This window comes from Pantoea sp. SGAir0418, assembly GCF_043529865.1.
Window position 1 is genome coordinate 1598640 of the sequence record NZ_CP027911.1, and the last position, 17119, is coordinate 1615758.

Annotated in this window: 18 protein-coding genes and 1 tRNA gene; 13 read left to right on the top strand and 6 right to left on the bottom strand. The window is 55.8% G+C overall.

All coding sequences use genetic code 11. The features are described from left to right. The first annotated feature begins 43 nt into the window (after nucleotides 1-43). From C1N84_RS07205 to C1N84_RS07215, 3 genes are all read left to right on the top strand, one after another. Complete coding sequence (locus C1N84_RS07205) at nucleotides 44-1066, top strand: LLM class flavin-dependent oxidoreductase (protein ID WP_021509376.1); 1023 nt, start codon at nucleotides 44-46, stop codon at nucleotides 1064-1066. A 120-nt stretch (nucleotides 1067-1186) separates the two neighbouring features. Further along, nucleotides 1187-1375, top strand: coding sequence for a type II toxin-antitoxin system HicA family toxin (locus tag C1N84_RS07210; RefSeq protein ID WP_141495245.1), 189 nt, complete (start codon nucleotides 1187-1189; stop codon nucleotides 1373-1375). An 18-nt stretch (nucleotides 1376-1393) separates the two neighbouring features. Next, nucleotides 1394-1804: a type II toxin-antitoxin system HicB family antitoxin gene (locus tag C1N84_RS07215; protein ID WP_058781997.1), complete on the top strand. Its 411-nt coding sequence runs from the start codon at nucleotides 1394-1396 to the stop codon at nucleotides 1802-1804. A 493-nt stretch (nucleotides 1805-2297) separates the two neighbouring features. Here the strand turns inward: C1N84_RS07215 and C1N84_RS07220 are convergent, their stop codons facing one another. The 3 genes from C1N84_RS07220 to C1N84_RS07230 all read right to left on the bottom strand — a co-directional run bounded on the left by C1N84_RS07220 (nucleotide 2298) and on the right by C1N84_RS07230 (nucleotide 5256). Continuing rightward, on the bottom strand, nucleotides 2298-3125 hold the full coding sequence (locus C1N84_RS07220; RefSeq protein ID WP_058771104.1) for a glycosyltransferase family 8 protein: 828 nt from the start codon (nucleotides 3123-3125) through the stop codon (nucleotides 2298-2300). A 28-nt stretch (nucleotides 3126-3153) separates the two neighbouring features. Continuing rightward, nucleotides 3154-4536: a D-arabinono-1,4-lactone oxidase gene (locus tag C1N84_RS07225; protein WP_264442901.1), complete on the bottom strand. Its 1383-nt coding sequence runs from the start codon at nucleotides 4534-4536 to the stop codon at nucleotides 3154-3156. A 78-nt stretch (nucleotides 4537-4614) separates the two neighbouring features. Further along, on the bottom strand, nucleotides 4615-5256 hold the full coding sequence (locus C1N84_RS07230) for a TetR family transcriptional regulator (RefSeq protein ID WP_021509768.1): 642 nt from the start codon (nucleotides 5254-5256) through the stop codon (nucleotides 4615-4617). A gap of 212 nt (nucleotides 5257-5468) precedes the next feature. On the opposite strand from C1N84_RS07230, the gene C1N84_RS07235 reads away from it, so the two are divergent. From C1N84_RS07235 to C1N84_RS07250, 4 genes are all read left to right on the top strand, one after another. Further along, nucleotides 5469-6296, top strand: coding sequence for a MetQ/NlpA family ABC transporter substrate-binding protein (locus tag C1N84_RS07235; protein ID WP_264442907.1), 828 nt, complete (start codon nucleotides 5469-5471; stop codon nucleotides 6294-6296). Between the two features lie 11 nt (nucleotides 6297-6307). After that, the gene (locus C1N84_RS07240; RefSeq protein WP_241799048.1) at nucleotides 6308-7432 is read left to right on the top strand and encodes a methionine ABC transporter ATP-binding protein; all 1125 of its coding nucleotides are present in this window, start codon (nucleotides 6308-6310) and stop codon (nucleotides 7430-7432) included. Next, nucleotides 7413-8066: a methionine ABC transporter permease gene (locus C1N84_RS07245; protein ID WP_058771108.1), complete on the top strand. Its 654-nt coding sequence runs from the start codon at nucleotides 7413-7415 to the stop codon at nucleotides 8064-8066. Before C1N84_RS07240 ends, C1N84_RS07245 begins: the two co-directional genes overlap by 20 nt. Before the next feature lie 171 nt (nucleotides 8067-8237). Continuing rightward, complete coding sequence (locus C1N84_RS07250) at nucleotides 8238-8999, top strand: SDR family oxidoreductase (RefSeq protein ID WP_264442913.1); 762 nt, start codon at nucleotides 8238-8240, stop codon at nucleotides 8997-8999. 21 nt (nucleotides 9000-9020) lie between these two features. Here C1N84_RS07250 and C1N84_RS07255 read toward each other — a convergent pair whose 3' ends face one another. Next, nucleotides 9021-9935 (bottom strand): AraC family transcriptional regulator, encoded by a 915-nt coding sequence (locus C1N84_RS07255; RefSeq protein WP_264442915.1) that lies wholly within the window; start codon nucleotides 9933-9935, stop codon nucleotides 9021-9023. 120 nt (nucleotides 9936-10055) lie between these two features. On the opposite strand from C1N84_RS07255, the gene C1N84_RS07260 reads away from it, so the two are divergent. Together C1N84_RS07260 and C1N84_RS07265 are read left to right on the top strand one after the other, a co-directional pair. Further along, entirely contained in the window at nucleotides 10056-10946 is an 891-nt protein-coding gene (locus C1N84_RS07260; protein WP_264442917.1) for an SDR family oxidoreductase, read from the top strand. 41 nt (nucleotides 10947-10987) lie between these two features. After that, nucleotides 10988-11437, top strand: a complete 450-nt coding sequence (locus C1N84_RS07265) for a GNAT family N-acetyltransferase (RefSeq protein ID WP_264442921.1) — start codon at nucleotides 10988-10990, stop codon at nucleotides 11435-11437. A 126-nt stretch (nucleotides 11438-11563) separates the two neighbouring features. Here the strand turns inward: C1N84_RS07265 and C1N84_RS07270 are convergent. Continuing rightward, a tRNA-Asn gene (locus C1N84_RS07270) sits at nucleotides 11564-11639 on the bottom strand. A 507-nt stretch (nucleotides 11640-12146) separates the two neighbouring features. Between C1N84_RS07270 and C1N84_RS07275 the strand changes: the two genes are divergently transcribed. Genes C1N84_RS07275 through C1N84_RS07285 form a run of 3 tightly spaced genes read left to right on the top strand, consistent with a single transcriptional unit; the run spans nucleotide 12147 to nucleotide 15633 of the window. Beyond that, nucleotides 12147-13070, top strand: a complete 924-nt coding sequence (locus C1N84_RS07275; protein WP_058782055.1) for a sugar ABC transporter substrate-binding protein — start codon at nucleotides 12147-12149, stop codon at nucleotides 13068-13070. A gap of 32 nt (nucleotides 13071-13102) precedes the next feature. After that, the gene (locus tag C1N84_RS07280) at nucleotides 13103-14587 is read left to right on the top strand and encodes a sugar ABC transporter ATP-binding protein (protein WP_021509786.1); all 1485 of its coding nucleotides are present in this window, start codon (nucleotides 13103-13105) and stop codon (nucleotides 14585-14587) included. A gap of 14 nt (nucleotides 14588-14601) precedes the next feature. Further along, complete coding sequence (locus C1N84_RS07285) at nucleotides 14602-15633, top strand: ABC transporter permease (RefSeq protein ID WP_058777949.1); 1032 nt, start codon at nucleotides 14602-14604, stop codon at nucleotides 15631-15633. A 122-nt stretch (nucleotides 15634-15755) separates the two neighbouring features. Here the strand turns inward: C1N84_RS07285 and C1N84_RS07290 are convergent, their stop codons facing one another. Continuing rightward, a complete protein-coding gene (locus C1N84_RS07290; RefSeq protein ID WP_264442931.1) occupies nucleotides 15756-15905 on the bottom strand; it encodes a hypothetical protein in 150 nt (49 codons plus the stop codon). Nucleotides 15906-16090: 185 nt separating this feature from the next. Between C1N84_RS07290 and nac the strand changes: the two genes are divergently transcribed. Further along, nucleotides 16091-17008 carry a nitrogen assimilation transcriptional regulator NAC gene (gene nac, locus C1N84_RS07295; protein ID WP_058757341.1) on the top strand — a complete coding sequence of 306 codons (918 nt, stop codon included), beginning with the start codon at nucleotides 16091-16093 and terminating at the stop codon, nucleotides 17006-17008. Nucleotides 17009-17119 lie beyond the last annotated feature (111 nt).

Consider the following 17119-nt stretch of genomic DNA (forward strand, 5'->3'; position numbering starts at 1 on the left):
TTGATGACGCCGGCGCCGTTCTGGCCCGCGAGGAGCATTTAGCATGAAAAAAATAGGCTTTTTATCTTTCGGTCACTGGACCCCGTCACCACACTCGGCCACCCGTTCGGCGCAGGATGTGCTGCTGCAGTCGATTGACCTGGCGGTCGCCGCCGAAGAACTGGGTGCCGACGGTGCCTATTTCCGCGTACACCACTTTGCCCGCCAGCTGAGTTCACCGTTTCCGCTGCTGGCGGCGGTCGGTGCCAAAACCAGTCGCATCGAGATTGGTACCGGTGTGATCGACATGCGTTACGAAAATCCGCTGTATATGGCGGAAGACGCCGGGGCAGCGGACCTGATCGCCAACGGCCGTTTGCAGCTCGGCCTGAGCCGTGGCTCGCCGGAGCAGGTGATTGAAGGCTACCGCTACTTTGGCTTCAATCCGCGCGAAGGGGAAACCGATGCGGATATGGGACGTCGTCACACCGAAGAGCTGCTGGAAGTGCTGCGTGGCGAAGGGTTTGCCAAACCCAATCCGCAGCCGATGTTCCCGAATCCACCGGGGCTGCTGCGCCTGGAGCCATATTCCGAAGGCCTGCGCGAGCGTATCTGGTGGGGCTCTGGCTCGAACGCCACATCGATCTGGGCAGCCCAGCTGGGGATGAATTTGCAGAGTTCGACGCTGAAGGATGACGAGACCGGCGAACCGTTCCATGTGCAGCAGGCGAAGCAGATTCGCGCCTATAAAGAAGCCTGGCAGGCGGCAGGGCATCAGCGTGCACCGCGCGTGTCGGTCAGCCGCAGTATTTTTGCCCTGATGAACGACACCGATCGCGCTTACTTCGGTCGCGGCGGACAGGAGCAGGATTCCGTCGGGTTCCTCGATGAGAAAACCCGCGCCATCTTTGGGCGTAGCTATGCCGCAGAGCCGGAGCAGCTGATTAAACAGCTGGCACAGGATGAAGCGATTGCGGAAGCCGATACCCTGTTGCTGACCATCCCTAATCAGCTTGGCGTGGATTATTGTGCGCACGTGATCGACAGCATTCTGACCCACGTCGCGCCAGAGCTCGGCTGGCGTTAAGCCACAGTGCGCAGGGAAGCGCACAATCATTGAAATTTAATAACCCCAATAACTCTGGTTGTTGCATTTCAGGGTTATTGGGGTTATTTTATTGCTTTCAGGACGTAGCAGGACACGCGCATGGATAGCCGATCGCTAATGGCCGAAATCAAAGCCGACGGCTGGGAGCTGATACGAATTAACGGTAGCCACCATCATTTTGTCCATCCGACGAAAAAAGGCCTGGTCACGATACCGCATCCAAAAAAGGATTTGCCGATTAAAACGGTAAAAAGTATCAGAAAACAGGCCGGATTGACCGTCCATTAATTTGCAAGAGGCACACTTATGTTTTACCCCATCGCAATCGAAGCGGGAGATGAAACCACCGCGTACGGCGTTACGGTGCCGGATTTACCCGGCTGCTTTTCCGCGGGAGATACGCTGGAAGAGGCCGTAAAAAACGCCAAAGAGGCGATTACCGGTCATCTGGAGTTAATGGTTGAACTCGGCCAGGATATTCCGGCGGTCTCGGACCTTAAATCGCTGATGAAATCGGCGGAGTTTGCTGGTTACGTGTGGGTGCTGGTGGATGTTGATGTGACCCGGATTCTGGGCGGTTCGGAAAAAATCAATGTCACTCTGCCGAAGTTACTGATTGATCGCATCGACCGTTGCGTGGCGACCCATCCGGAATTTAAAACCCGTTCAGGATTTCTGGCGCAGGTTGCGCTGGAGCGCATTGCAAAAACTCGCTGAAGCAGAAAGGGCGAAACGATGACAGTTTTTGCGGCGAACAACCATTGCGCGATAAAGCGCGCCGTTATCAGGTGCGCATAAATGCGCAACCTGGGAAATGCGGCAAGGTCTTTTGACGCGTATTAGATTTTGCAGGGTTGCCATTGATGGCGACAACGCGTCCTTCACGAACGCACCCAGACCTTGTAACCCGCATTAAACCCTGTAGGGTCGCCATTGATGGCGACCAACCATTGCGCGATAAATCGCGCCGCTACCAGGTGCGCATAAATGCGCACCCTACAAAATTCAGCAAAGGCTTTGACGCGTATTAGATTCTGCGGGGTCGCCATTTATGGCGACCAACCATTATCCGATAAATCGCGCCGTTACCAGGTGCGCATTAATGCGCACCCTACGAAAATCAGCAAAGGCTTTGACCCGTTTTAGATTCTGTAGGGTCGCCATTTATGGCGACCAACCATTGCGCGATAAATCGCGACGTTACCAGCCATTAATCCGCGCCCAGCTCCCACCACAGCTTATCCAGCGCGTAATAACGGTCGCGCTGCGCCTCTGGCTGGTTCAGATCGCGCTTCCACGGTTTGGCGAGAATGTAGTGCAGATTCTTCACCTCATCGTCATGCCATAAGCCGGCATGCTGGAACGGCAGGGTTTTCAGCGCGTTATAAATGTACGGCAGCGGCAGCCAGCGTCCGGCAAACACTTCATTGAGCAAATCCTGTTCAGAGAACGGATAGCGGCGCAGGTCGTCAATCTCAGCCACTTTCTGCTGCAGCCAGTCGAATACCGCCTGATCCGGCTGCAGCACCAGAAAGCCGCCGTTGAGATAGTTATCAAGATCGGCGGGCGGCGTTTCACCGCGCGCCTGCCAGGTATAATGGCAATGCTCCGGCTGCCAGCTGTCAGGATAGCTGGCGATTTGATTCGGGTTGCAGCGGCAGGCGTGACAGGCCGCCAGCGCATGCTTGCCGAGGTCAAGCGTAAACAGCTCATCCATGTTGCGCAGCACCAGCATATCGGCATCAAGAAACACCACGCGCTCGCAGCCGGTCAGCTCCCAGGCGCGCAGCTTGCTCCACACTTCACCAAACTGTGCCGAGGCATAATGCTGCTCCAGCGCGGCGTCCGGCATCAGCGGCTGGACCGGATGGATCACGCAGCCCAGCGCCTGTAATGCTTCGCGCATGCTCAGATCGATGGCATCGGTGACCATCACAATCAGCGGCCAGCGCGTTTCGCTGCGTTTGAGTGAGCGATGCAGCGCTTTCACCCCGACATAATATTCCGGCTGCGTTAACAGCGTTACCCAGGCGTACATAGCTTCTCCCCATCAAAATCAATCAAACTCAATCAAACAAAGCCGTGACATAGTCATTGCTAAAGCGGTGCGTCGGATCCAGCTGTTCACGTACCGCACGAAACGCATCCCACTGCGGATAGATGGCGCGCCACTGATAGCGCTGCGGATCGTAATATTTACCCCAGTGCGGACGTCCACCTTCTGCCGCCAGCAGTTTTTCCACTTCGGTGAGGAAATGCAGTCCGTCCTGCGACAGCGAGCCGTCATCCGCGTAATACACCACAAAACCAAAAAAGCAGGTCGGCTGCTGATGCGCCGGGCTCATCCACGCCTGTGAAGCGCCGGTGCAGCGCAGGATGATGGGATAGTGCATGTGCGGTCGATTCTGTGCGTACCAGGCTTTGATCTTGCCAATAATTTCCGGCGTTTTGGCCAGCGGCACGCCAATCTCAACGTTGATCTGCGGTACGGCGATACCACGACAAAACAGCTGGTAAATATCGCCGCTGATGTCGGTGAAGTCACGGAAGCGGGTGACGGTACGGAACTGTTTGCCGCCTTTACCGTGAATCTGCGTGTCGCGATGCATGTGTTCCAGCGTCTGATCGATGGTGTCGTTCAGGCTGCTGTCGGCCTGATCGCCGTGCTCAATCACTTCGCGCTGATGGTCGTACCACGCCTGGGTGTCTTTCGCACTGGCGACATCGGCGTTCCAGACATGCATCAGGTTGTCATCGACAAACCACCAGGCTTTGCTGAGTTCGTGCTGCTCATTCCACGTCAGCAAATCCTGCTCCAGTGAATCGGCAGATGCCGCGAATTTATGGCAGGTAAACAGGCGAAATGGCTGAGTGCGCAAGGTAATGGCGGTGACGATGCCGAGCGCGCCAAGCGACACCATCGCCGCCGGGAAATCGGCGTCACCGCGCTGAAACTCGCGCACGCTGCCATCGGCCAGCACCATGCGGATATGCAGTGCTTCGTCTGCCAGCGAACTCTGTGCCAGACCCTGACCGTGGGTGCCGGTTGCCAGCGCGCCGGCCAGCGTCTGCACCGCTATCACGCCGGGCGAGGAGGCGAGCATGCGATCCATCTTTGTCAGGCTGTCATACACCTGCTGCAGCGGCGTGCCCGCGGCAAACGTGACGCTCTCTTCATCCTGAGCGAGGATGCCGTGCAGCGCACTGAGATCCAGCAGTACGTCCTGCGGCTGTACGCACAGCATGCGACCGGGCGACAAACGGCTGCCGAGCACGCGCACTTTGCCGTGCGAGTCGCGCAACAGCTGTTGCAGCTCGGCTTCACTACGCGGCTGATGCAACTGCTGGCGCTGGCCAACTACCGAATTCTGCGCCCAGTTCCATAGCGCAGGCGTGTCATCGGTATTTTGCGTGTTGCGTAACGGATAGAGGAGAGCATCTTTCTTCACTGCAGCGTTCCTTAATCTGAGGTCTGTCACGGTCCCGTTTATTTGATCAAGCGTAGACCATCACAGCGAACCCGCAGATTACGGGGCTTTGCGGATATAGCGCAGCGTGGCCGTCACCGCCAGCTGACGGTTGCGGCGAATACTGTCCTCTTCACTGTCGTGGGGGGTAAACAGCGTGTGGAAGGTGTAGCGGTTGGAGACGTGATGCACACAAATACTGCTGAGCAGGCGGTGTACGTCCACGGTATCCAGGCCGTCGATAAAGATGCCCTGACGCTGGCCGCGGGACAGGATGTCATCCAGCAAATCGAGGGTACTTTTGTTCATCGCTTTGATGCGCTCAGACTGCATGATGTAACGCCCGCGCAGCAGGTTTTCTGTACACACCAGGCGCATAAAATCGGGATGCGTGACGTGATAGTCAAAACTGGCTTCCACCAGTTTGATCATCGCCTCTTCCGGCTCCAGCGTAGTAAGATTCAGGCCGGTTTCATGCTGGCGGATCGCCTGATACACCTGCTCCAGCACCTCAATATACAGCTTCTCTTTGTTGATGAAGTGATACACCACCATGCGCTTGGTGGTCTGTGCCAGTTCAGCAATCTGCTCCATTCGCGCGCCCTGCATACCGTATTCGGCGAAGGTTTGCAGCGCACCCGCGAGGATGCGTTTTTTCAACCCTTCCGGGTCATTTTTACGTTTGGGTGTGGTATCCGACATAGCGCTCAATAACGGTCAATCAAACAGGCATGGTAGCACAGCCGCCCGGGGCCTTTTGGCGCGATGAGCGGCGGCATGGCTTTATTCATTTCAGGAATAGCATTCCCGGATAAATCATAATGCTGGAATAAGCAACTGCGTATACTGCGCGTATCTGTCGATCACGGCAGCTTATTTTGACTCGCGTAATAATAACACTCAGGAAATAATTTATGCACACACGCTTTGTATCAGCCAAAAATAAATTGTTGTTAACCGTCGGCGCGTTACTGGTTGCCGGCAGCGTGGTCGCGCCGTTTTCAGTGGCGCAGGCGGCGGATAAAACCGCGGTGAAGGTTGGTATCATGAGCGGCGAGGACGAAGACGTCTGGCGTGAAGTAATAAAGCAGGCCGCCGCGAAAGGGCTGACGGTGAAAACCGTGATTTTCAATGATTATAATCAGCCCAACGAAGCGTTACAGAATGGTGAAGTGGATGCCAATGCCTTCCAGCATCAGCCGTTCCTGAATAATCAAATCAAGGTCAATCATTACGATATCGTGCGCGTCGGCGATACCGCCGTCTGGCCGATCGGTCTCTATTCGAAGAAAGTGAAAAGCGCCGCCGCTCTGAAAGAGGGAGCGGTAATCGGCGTGCCTAACGATCCGTCGAACGAGGCACGCGGGCTGGTGCTGCTGCAGCAACAGGGGCTGATCAAACTCAAACCGGGCGCCGGCATTGCCGCCACCACGGCCGACATCACAGACAATCCCCATCACCTGAAAATCAAAGAGCTGGATTCCGGCATCATTGGTCGCTCGGTGCCGGATCTTGATGCGGCAGTGGTCAATACTGACTGGGCGCTGAAAAGCGGCCTGACCGCGGCGGATCGTATCGCGCAGGAGCCGGTGAAAGACAACCCGTACAACAACTTTATCGCGGTGAAAAAAGAGAACGCCAGCGCCCCGTGGGTGAAAACCCTGGTGGCATCGTACCAGAACGATGCCGTCAAAACGGTGTTTGACAAGGTCTACAAAGGCACGGGCGAAACCGCCTGGTAAGGAACCCATCCATGACGCTATTTTCCGAGGCCACCGTGCCCCTGACCGCCGTGGCGCGCGGCGTGATCGAAGAGACAACAGTACGCGATCGCGTGGCGCAGCACAGCAACGTGGTGCGTTTGCAGGGCGTGTCGCGCCGTTTCGGCCAGACACAGGCGCTGCGCAATGTCTCACTGACGGTGCAAAAAGGCGAAATCCTTGGCCTGATCGGGCGCAGCGGCGCCGGAAAATCGACGCTGATTCGCTGTCTCAACGGGCTGGAGCAGCCCGACGAAGGCGTAATCGAGATTGAAGGGCGGGGTATTACCGGTCTCTCGGAACAGCAGCTGCAGGCGGTGCGCAGTCGCGTCGGCATGGTGTTTCAGCACTTCAATCTGCTGTCGGCAAAAACCGTGGCGCAGAATGTGGCGCTGCCGCTGAAAATAGCTGGCATGGAAAAGGCACAGCGCAACCAGCGCGTAGCGGAACTGCTGGCGCTGGTAGGATTGAGCGATAAGGCCGGACACTATCCGGCGGCGCTCTCCGGTGGACAAAAACAGCGCGTCGGTATTGCCCGCGCGCTGGCCGCCAGCCCGGCGCTGCTGCTGTGTGACGAAGCCACGTCGGCGCTCGATCCGGAAACCACCCGCTCGATTCTCGCGCTGCTGAAATCGCTCAATCAGCAGCTTGGTATCACCATTCTGCTGATCACGCATGAGATGGAGGTGATCAAATCCGTGGCGCATCGCGTGGCCGTCATCGACGCCGGGGAGATTGTCGAGCAGGGCCCGGTGTGGCAGGTGTTCGCCCATCCGCAATCCGCGCTGACGCGCACGCTGCTGCGCGGGCTGCTGCCGCAGCTGCCGGAGAATCTCGCAGCGCGGCTCAGCGAACAGCGTGAAGGTGAGGCGATCTATAGCGTTCACTTTGCTGGTGTGGCGGCGCAGGGGGATTTGCTGACGCAGTTTGCCAGCGCTCTGCCGGGTAAATTTCGCCTGCTGCAGGGGGGCATCGACCACATTCAGCACTACGCGGTAGTGCGTTTCTTTATTGCGCTCCCGGCCGCCAACGCTGCCGATGAGTATCAGGTTCTCAGCTGGCTGCGTACGCAGCAGGCACAGGTGGAGTTGGTCGGTTATGTCGCCAGTGATGATTGATTTACTGCTCAATGCGTTGGGTGAAACGCTGCTGATGACGGCGGTGGCCGGCCTGTTTTCGCTGCTGGCCGGATTACCGCTGGGACTGATTCTGGTGACCACCAGCCCCGGCGGCATTGCTGAAAACCGGAGCATCAATCGTCTGCTGGGCGTAGTGATCAACGGCTTTCGCTCGCTGCCGTTCATTATTCTGCTGGTGGCGCTGATTCCCTTTACCCGTCTGCTGGTCGGCACCTCTCTGGGCACCTGGGCCGCAATTGTACCGTTATCGATCACCGCCACGCCGTATTTTGCCCGGGTAGCGGAAGTTTCACTGCGCGATGTCGATCGCGGGCTGATTGATGCGGTGCGTGCCATGGGTGCCAGCAAATTACGTATTGTCTGGGAGGTGCTGATTCCTGAAGCGCTGCCGGGCATTCTTTCCGGTTTTGTCGTCACGCTGGTGGCGCTGATCGGCGCCTCGGCAATGGCGGGTGCCATCGGGGCGGGCGGCCTGGGCGATCTGGCGATTCGCTACGGTTATCAGCGTTTTGACACTGCGGTGATGGTGGCGGTGATCGCCGTACTGATCGTGCTGGTGTGCGGTATCCAGTGGCTCGGCGATCGGCTGGTGCAGCGCATTGACCGGCGGTAAACGGAATCTTACCGCTTCCTCTGCGCGGGGCATATTTTCATGTCAGGCAGGTATTCTCAGCATAGTATTACGTACCTTCTGAAGAGTAGCCGATCGGCAACCTGAATATACTCTCCTTATCGCATCGTAAATATCCATTCGGATCGTTAATTGCACCGTAAGGAGAGTTTTATGGAATTAACCGGTAACACCATTTTGATCACCGGCGGCGGTTCAGGCATAGGACGTGCTATGGCTGAAGCGCTTTTGACTGCAGGTAATCAGGTTATTATTGCTGGCAGGCGAAAAGAGGTACTGGATGAAACTATCGCAGCCAATCCTGGCATGCACGCCATCGTAATGGATATGGATAGTCATGATTCAATTCTCAGCGGTGCGCAAACTGTCATTCAGCGCTGGCCGGCACTAAACGTGGTGATCCATAACGCCGGCATTATGCGCAGGGAAGATCTGAAAAGAGGTGACGTCACTGTGGCTGAAGCAGAAATCACCACCAATTTATTAGGACCGATTCGCTTAACGGCTGCGCTAATTGAACATTTTCTGGCGCAACCCCGCGCCGCTATTCTGACCGTTTCTTCCGGTCTCGCTTTTGTGCCCCTGTCGCTTACCCCTGCGTATTGTGCCACCAAAGCGGCAATTCACTCCTGGACGCAGAGTCTGCGCTATCAATTGCGTGATACCGCCATTCAGGTAACGGAACTGGTTCCGCCGCTGGTACAAACTGAATTAATGGGCAGGCAGCACGCAACGAATCCGGCAGCGATGCCGTTGGCTGAGTATATGCAGGAAACGCTGCAAATATTGCAGGAACAGCCGTACACTGCCGAGGTGCTGGTTAAAAGGGTTAAGCCTCAGCGCTTTGCCGCTCGCGGAGATTATACTGCCTTTTATCAGGCGTTTAACGATCGCCTCGCGGGGCAAAATAATTAAGCCTGTCAGTGCGATATTCACTCACAACGTGGCGTTTTGTTGCTGTTGACGATGCTCTCGCGGAGAGCATCCCCACTCTTTTTTAAACGCGCGTCCAAATGCGCTTTCCGTATCATATCCGGCAGAAAATGAAATCTGCGAAATAGGTTCGCGCGAGCTTCTCAGGCGCTCGCCTGCCAGCAGCATTCGCCATTTCGACAGGTATCGCATCGGCGTCATCCCCACCCTGGTTTTAAATTTTTTCGCGAATACCGTACGCGACATCCCCGTCCGATGGGCCAGTTCCTGCAACGTCCACGGGAAAGCGGGATCGGCATGCATTAAATTTAGTGCGGCTTTGAGTTGGGGATCGCAAAGGGCAAATAGCCAGCCAATGCGTTCTTCACCTTGCTGCTGAAGAAATACCCTGAGCGCCTGCACCAGCATGATCTGCACCAGTTGCTGGGAGAGTAAAGCGCTGCCTGGCTGCGAAGTTTGTATCTCCTCTCTCAGGCATTCCATCGCACTGCGCATAATGTTGGTCCCCGTACCCTGCCTGACAGGAATGATCGCGGGCAGAGCCTGCAGCAGGATATCTGCCAGTGCGCTATCGAAGGTATATCGACCGCCGAGAATAAAAGCACCCTGATCGGGCGCGACCTGCGTCAGCGCGCCCGTTTCGCTGTCGGGCGGTACAAAAGGCTGTCTTTTAGCCGCGGGATGGGTGGCCAGACTAAAGGATTTGCCAGAGGTGAGAAATACACAGTCGCCGGTTTCCAGTAACAGAGGCTGCTGGATTCCGTCAACCGCGACCCAGCAGCTACCTTCCACGACACAGTAGCATTTGATGCCCTGATGAGGCGCAAACACCAGCGCGGTCTGTGCTTCCACTGGAAAACCGCCTGAGATAGCCCCCTGCAATCTGAGCAGAGTAAGCACTTCGGAAAGTGGATCCATAAAATTCCGTACGATCTGCATAAAATTACCTCGTTATAGCAGAGACCGTACCATTATTCATATTTTAATCTGCTTATCACCGGGACGTTGTTGTCCCAGACCATCGATAAGGGGATTGTAATGAAAGTGTTCATAACAGGTGCAAGCGGGTTTATCGGTATGGCGATCGCCGCTGAGCTGATTCAGGCGGGTCATCATGTCACCGGACTGGCTCGTTCGGAGCAGACTGTTCAGCGTCTCAATCGTATTGGCGCGGACGCGCACCGGGGCGAACTGAAGAACCTTCTGAGTCTGACCGTGGGTGCCCGCGCCGCTGATGCGGTGATCCACTGCGCTTATGACCACGCTTTTGCTCACCCACAGGACACGGCAATGCAGGAAACTCAGGCAATTGCAGCCTTAGGTAAGGGGTTACTGGATTCGACGCGACCTTTACTTATCACTTCAGTTGCTGCCATGGGCAGTCGTGCACCGGGTCAGCTTGCCAGCGAGGATTTTTACGACCCATCGACGCAAAATCCGCGCAAATCGACTGAAATAGCAGCAGCACAGGTCGCAGACAGTGGCGTCAATGTTTCCATCATCCGGTTGCCACAAGTGCATAACGAGGTAAAGCAGGGGTTCGTCTCAGCGTTAATCCAGCTGGCGCGAGAAAAAGGCGTTTCAGCCTACGTGGAAGAGGGGAACAATCAATGGGCTGCGGCGCATGTTGCTGATGTTGCCTCACTTTATCGGACAGTGCTCGAGAAAGCGCTGCCTGGCCAGCGTTACCATGCCGTTGCGGAACAGGGTATTTCATTGCGCAACATTGCCGAAGACATCGGAGCGGGCCTGGGGGTTCCTGTCGTGCAACTGACCCGCGAAGAAGCCAGTGCCCACTTTGGCTGGCTGGCGCTGTTCGTTACCATGGATATGCGTGCATCAGCAGAACTAACCCGGCAGCGTACCGGCTGGCAACCTTCGCATCCGGGTTTACTGCAGGATCTGGAACGCTACTTCAGATTAGCGTAAAACCATAGCGGCACAGCATCATCCTCAATACAGGTATCACGATGGTGAAGATTGAACACGCAGACCCGCGCTCGGCGGAGTCACAGTGGCTGATTGAAAAACTCTCCGCCGAGCTTGCGGCTATCACTGGCGATGGCGGAAACAGCCGCGCCAGCGTTGACACCTTTCAGGGTGAAGGCGCGTTGTGGGTGATAGCGAGAGATGCGCAGGGCTCGGCCGTCGGCTGCGGCGCGTTACGGCCGGTGGCTGCCGGGATCGCTGAACTGAAAAGGATGTTCTCCGACCGCAGTTTGCCGGGCATCGGCTGCGCCTTGCTCAGCGCTCTGGAAGCCGCGGCAAAAACGTTGGGATATCGTGAACTGTGGCTGGAAACCCGGCATGTTAATCAGCGCGCCGTGGATTTTTATATCAGGCAGGGTTTCCGGCAGATTGAAAATTACGGACCTTACCGCGGCCGGGAAGAGGCCATTTGCCTGGGCAAAACGTTATAAAATAAAGGGCTGGCTGACATCAGTCCGGCGGGTTTGATTTAGCGGCCCGTATCACCCTCCATCGCCCAGCAAACTCACCACAACAAAAAGCCCGCTCAGGTTTCCCTGAGCGGGCTTCTTTAAATCTGGCTCCTCTGACTGGACTCGAACCAGTGACATACGGATTAACAGTCCGCCGTTCTACCGACTGAACTACAGAGGAATCGTTGGAACGAGGCGAATATTAGCGATGCCGATCCCCATTGTCAAAGCCCGATCGCACACTTCTGGTTTAAGTGCGCGTAAAAGCAGCGGATTGCTGCTTTTCTGCCTTGAATGGGCAGATTTCAAACTGCCAGCAAGATCTCACTTTAAACGCATTTCCTTTGAGATGTTAGATGCGTGTCAAAGTTTTGTTATTTGCCGATTTTAAAACAATCGTTTCAGTGCTTTTATGATGAAAATTTCAAAAGAAGAAGGGATGAAACAAATGAACTGCTTATCATCACGCCCGAAACGAGTTTTGTCCGCTCAACGCTTCTTTCGAAAGTAACATATTGATAAGGAAGATGTTGAAAAAAGGAGCAGCACGGTACCGATAGCGTCAGACCAGAAGCCTTACCTCTACGAACAGAAAAAAAACGCCAGCGACGTTGAGTGAATGTAAAAGATATTTTTCATTCGCGGACTCAGCCAACCTGAGCACGTTAACAAATAAGAAGGGTTACCTATGAAATTCAAAAAAGCGTTAGTGACTTCCCTGTTAGCTTGCATGTTACCTGCCGCTGTGATGGCAAAAGATATCCAGCTGGGCGTTTCTATGGCGCTGTTTGATGACAACTTCCTCACTATCCTGCGCACCGCCATGCAAAAAGAGATGCAAAAAGACAACGTGAAAGGCCAGGTGGAAGATGCCAAAGGCGACGTCTCTCAGCAGCTGCAGCAGGTACAAAACTTCATCGGCCAGGGCGTCGACGCCATCGTCGTTAACCCGGTCGATACTAACGCGGTGAAACCGATCATGGATGCCGCGACCAAAGCCGGTATTCCACTAGTATTTGTCAACCGCAAACCGGCGGGTCAGCTGACCGACAAGATGGCGTACGTCGGCTCCGACTCTGAACTGGCGGGCCGTCTGCAGATGGAAGCACTGGCCAAAGCGATGAACGGCAAAGGCAACGTGGCGATCCTGATGGGCGACCTGGCGAACGAATCAACCCGTGACCGTACTAAAGGCGTCGAAGCGGTGGTCGCCAAATATCCGGGCATTAAGGTGGTACAGAAGCAAACCGCGAAGTTTACGCGTAACGATGCGGTAGACGTGGTGAGCAACTGGATGACCGCCGGTGACGATATCCAGGCCATTGCCTCAAACAACGATGAAATGGCGATCGGTGCGCTGCAGGCGCTGGGTAAAAACCCGAACCACATCCTGATTGCCGGCGTGGACGGTACGCCTGATGCGCTGCAAATGCTGAAGAATGGCAAAATGGTTGCTACGGTATTCCAGGATGCGAAAGGTCAGGGCGAAGGTGCCGTACAGACTGCGGTGAAACTGGCGAACGGCGAAAAAGTGGAAAAAATCATCAACATCCCTTACCAGCTGATCACCAAAGACAACATGGCGCAGTTCGAAAACCGTAACCAGAAATAATCGCTCCCCCTTAAGCCGTACGGAGGTGATGTATGACCGCTTTTGCGCTTGAAGCCGAAGGCATCAGCAAGTTCTTCCCCGGAGTGAAGGCACTCGACAATGTCTCACTGCGTATTAAGCCGGGGTCGGTACATGCCCTGATGGGTGAAAATGGCGCGGGCAAATCCACTTTAATGAAATGCCTTATCGGGATGTATCGTCCCGATAAGGGCACCATCCGCATTAAAGGGGAGCCAGTGCAGTTTCAGGACACCATGGACGCGCTGCGTTCCGGCATTTCCATGATTCACCAGGAGCTGAATCTGGTGCCTTACATGACCGTGGCGGAGAATATCTGGCTCGGTCGTGAACCGATGAAATACGGCTTTGTCGATCACGGCAAGCTCAATCAGCAGACGCAGGAACTGCTTAACAAACTGAATATCCGTCTGAAAGCCGATCGGCTGGTCGGCGAGCTCAGCATTGCGTCCCAGCAGATGGTGGAAATTGCCAAAGCGGTGTCGTGGAACTCTGACATCGTGATTATGGATGAACCGACCTCGGCGCTGACGGAAACTGAAGTGGCGCATCTGTTCACCATCATCCGCGACCTGCGTGCCCAGGGCAAAGCCATCATCTATATCAGCCATAAAATGGATGAAATTTTCGCCATTACCGATGAGATCAGCATCTTCCGCGACGGCACTTGGGTCGGTAGCAACAGCACCACCGCCTTTACCCGTCAGTCGCTGATCACCCAGATGGTGGGACGCGAACTGACGCAGCTGTTCCCTAAATTCAATAGCGCCATCGGCGAAGAAGTGCTGACGGTGCGCAACCTGACCTGCAAAGACCGCTTTACCGATGTCAGCTTCAGCGTGCGCAAAGGCGAGATCCTCGGCGTGGCCGGGCTGGTGGGTGCCGGACGCAGCGAGGTGATGGAGAGCCTGTTCGGCATGGAAAGCTTCGACAGCGGTGAAGTGCTGATTGATGGTGTGCCGGTGAAAATCGACTCGCCGTCGACTGCGATTGAGAAGGGCATGGCATTTCTCACCGAAGACCGCAAAAAGTCTGGGCTGTTTCTGGTGTTGTCGGTGCTGGAGAACATGAGCATCGTCAATATGCCCGATTACATCGGCAAAAGCGGTTTCGTTAGCCACATGAAGATGGCGCAGGACTGCATGGAGCAGATCCGCAAACTCAATATTAAAACGCCGACCATGGATCAGATCATCAATAACCTCAGCGGCGGTAACCAGCAGAAGGTGCTGATTGCGCGCTGGCTGCTGGCGCAACCGAAGATTCTGATCCTCGATGAACCAACCCGCGGCATTGATGTTGGCGCCAAAGCCGAAATCTACCGCCTGATCAGTGAACTGGCTAACCGTGGCGTGGCCATCATCATGGTCTCCTCTGAGCTGCCGGAGATTCTCGGCATGAGCGACCGGGTGATGGTGATGCACGGCGGACGTATAACCGGCATCCTCGATAAAGAAGAGGCCGACCAGGAAACCATTTTGTCGTTGGCATCCGAGTGAGGCACGAGACCCCTATGAGTAACGTAAAAGTAACGGCCCCGCAGGCCACCGAACAGAGTTCTTTCTTCGGCAATCTGCGCCATAAACTGCCGAAAGACACCGGCATCTTTGTCGTGATGTTAGGCATTGCGCTGATCTTTGAAATAGCCGGCTGGTACGTGCGTGACCAGTCATTTCTGCTCAACACCAACCGTTTAGTACTGATTGTGCTGCAGGTGGCGATCATCGGTATCATCGCCGTCGGCGTCACCCAGGTGATTATTACGACCGGTATCGACCTGTCGTCCGGTTCGGTTATCGCCCTGACGGCGGTGGTTGCCGCCAGCCTGGCGCAGACGTCTGACAGCCTGTCGCCGATGTATCCGTCGCTGGTCAATCTGCCTGCCGCCATCCCAATCGTCGCCGGCATCGGCGTCGGCCTGCTGTGCGGCGTGGTCAACGGCGTGCTCATCACCAAAACCGGCATTCCGCCGTTTATCGCTACGCTCGGTATGATGGTGTCGGCGCGCGGTCTGGCACAATATTATACCCAGGGTAACCCGATCAGCTTCCTGTCGGACGGTTTCACCTCCATCGGTCAGGGCGCTATGCCGGTGATTATCTTCCTGGTGGTCGCCTTCCTGTTCCACATCGCACTCAAACACACCCGCTACGGCAAATATGTCTATGCGATTGGCGGCAACATGACCTCCGCCAAAGTGTCGGGCATCAACGTTAATAAATATCTGATCATCGTGTATACCATCGCCGGGGCGCTCTCGGGTCTGGCGGGGGTGGTGCTGGCGGCGCGCGTCAGCAGCGGTCAGTCGAGCATGGGCATGGCGTATGAACTCGACGCCATCGCCGCCGCAGTTATTGGTGGCAGCAGCCTGATGGGCGGCGTCGGGCGGATTACCGGCACGTTGATCGGCGCAGTGATCCTCGGTTTAATCAAAAGTGGCTTTACCTTTGTTGGCGTCGATGCTTACGTGCAGGACATCATTAAAGGGATGATCATCGTCGCGGCGGTTTCAATCGATATGCACCGCAACCGCAAAAAACGCTAACCCGTTCTGCTCCTCTCTTCCGGGAGAGGAGCAGGGTTAAGGCGGTAATTGCACGCTGCCGGGCTGCCGGCATCGTCAGACACAATAAGTTTTCCCACTGATAGCCACCGCGCAATTTCTCTTTATTCTCCTTTCTGCCCCCGCAATCCGTGCATTTTCTGCCCGATTTGCACCACTGCAGCACGCGCAGTCATCACTTTTTTGCACATCTGCCTCGCAAATGCTGCACCATCAGGGTGCGTCATCGCCAGCGGATAAACGTTATGGGTCATGTGCGGCACTTATTAACCCATTCGGGGTAATCAGAAACGCTTATTTTCCCGTTCGTTAGGAAAATTCTGGTCAGTGCCCGCCGGGTAAAGATCAAACCTGGCCTGCATATTGCAATTTCTTTGTCACAGGCCAGCAGGCTGAGAACTCATCATTTGGGCATTCGGGGATCCGTGACGGAGGCAATATGAACTTAAGACGACTGAAATACTTTGTAAAAATCGTCGATATCGGCAGCCTGACGCAGGCAGCAGAAGTCCTGCATATCGCACAACCTGCACTCAGCCAACAGGTGGCGACGCTGGAGAACGAACTCGACCAGCAGTTGCTGATCCGCACCAAGCGCGGCGTAACGCCAACCGAAGCCGGTAAAATTCTTTATGCTCACGCACGCACCATCCTGCGCCAGTGCGAACAGGCGCAGACAGCGGTGATCAACGCTGGCCAGGCGCTCAATGGTCAGGTATCGATTGGCCTCGCGCCGGGCACAGCGGCCTCTTCGCTCACCATGCCGCTGCTGCAAACGGTGCGCGAGCAATATCCTGATGTGCTGGTCTATCTGCACGAGAACAGCGGCACTTCACTCAATGAGAAAGTGATGAATGGCCAGCTGGATATGGCCGTGCTGTACGATCGCGCGCCGACTGCCGGTATCAACAGCATTCCGCTGATGAAAGAGGAGCTGTATCTGGTAGGGGCGACGGCCTGTCCGGGTGCTACGGTGGATCTGGCTGACGTGGCGCAGATGAACCTGTTCCTGCCGCGTGACTACAGCGCCGTGCGCAAACGCGTGGACGAAGCGTTCTCGCTGCGTCGTCTGAGCGCGAAAATCATCGGTGAAATTGAGTCGATCTCAACCTTAACCGCGGCGGTGTCGAGCGGCATGGGCGTTACCGTACTGCCGGAATCGGCGGCACGCGCGCTGGTGAGTTCAACGCATGCGTGGATGGCACGCATTAACAGTCCGTCGCTGAATCTGCCGCTGTCGCTGAACGTCTCAGCGCGCCTGCCGCTGTCGCCATCGGCGCAGGCGGTCAAAAATATTCTGCTGTCGCTGCTGAATAAGCCGATGGTGGAGGAGCGCGAACTGATGTTAGTGGGGTGATAGAGAGGTTTTTTCCCTCACCCTAACCCTCTCCCGCCTGCGGGAGAGGGAACCGTCTGGCGCGGCCATCCATCCCGGCACGCCATCTGAATATCGCGCGATCCACTCCCT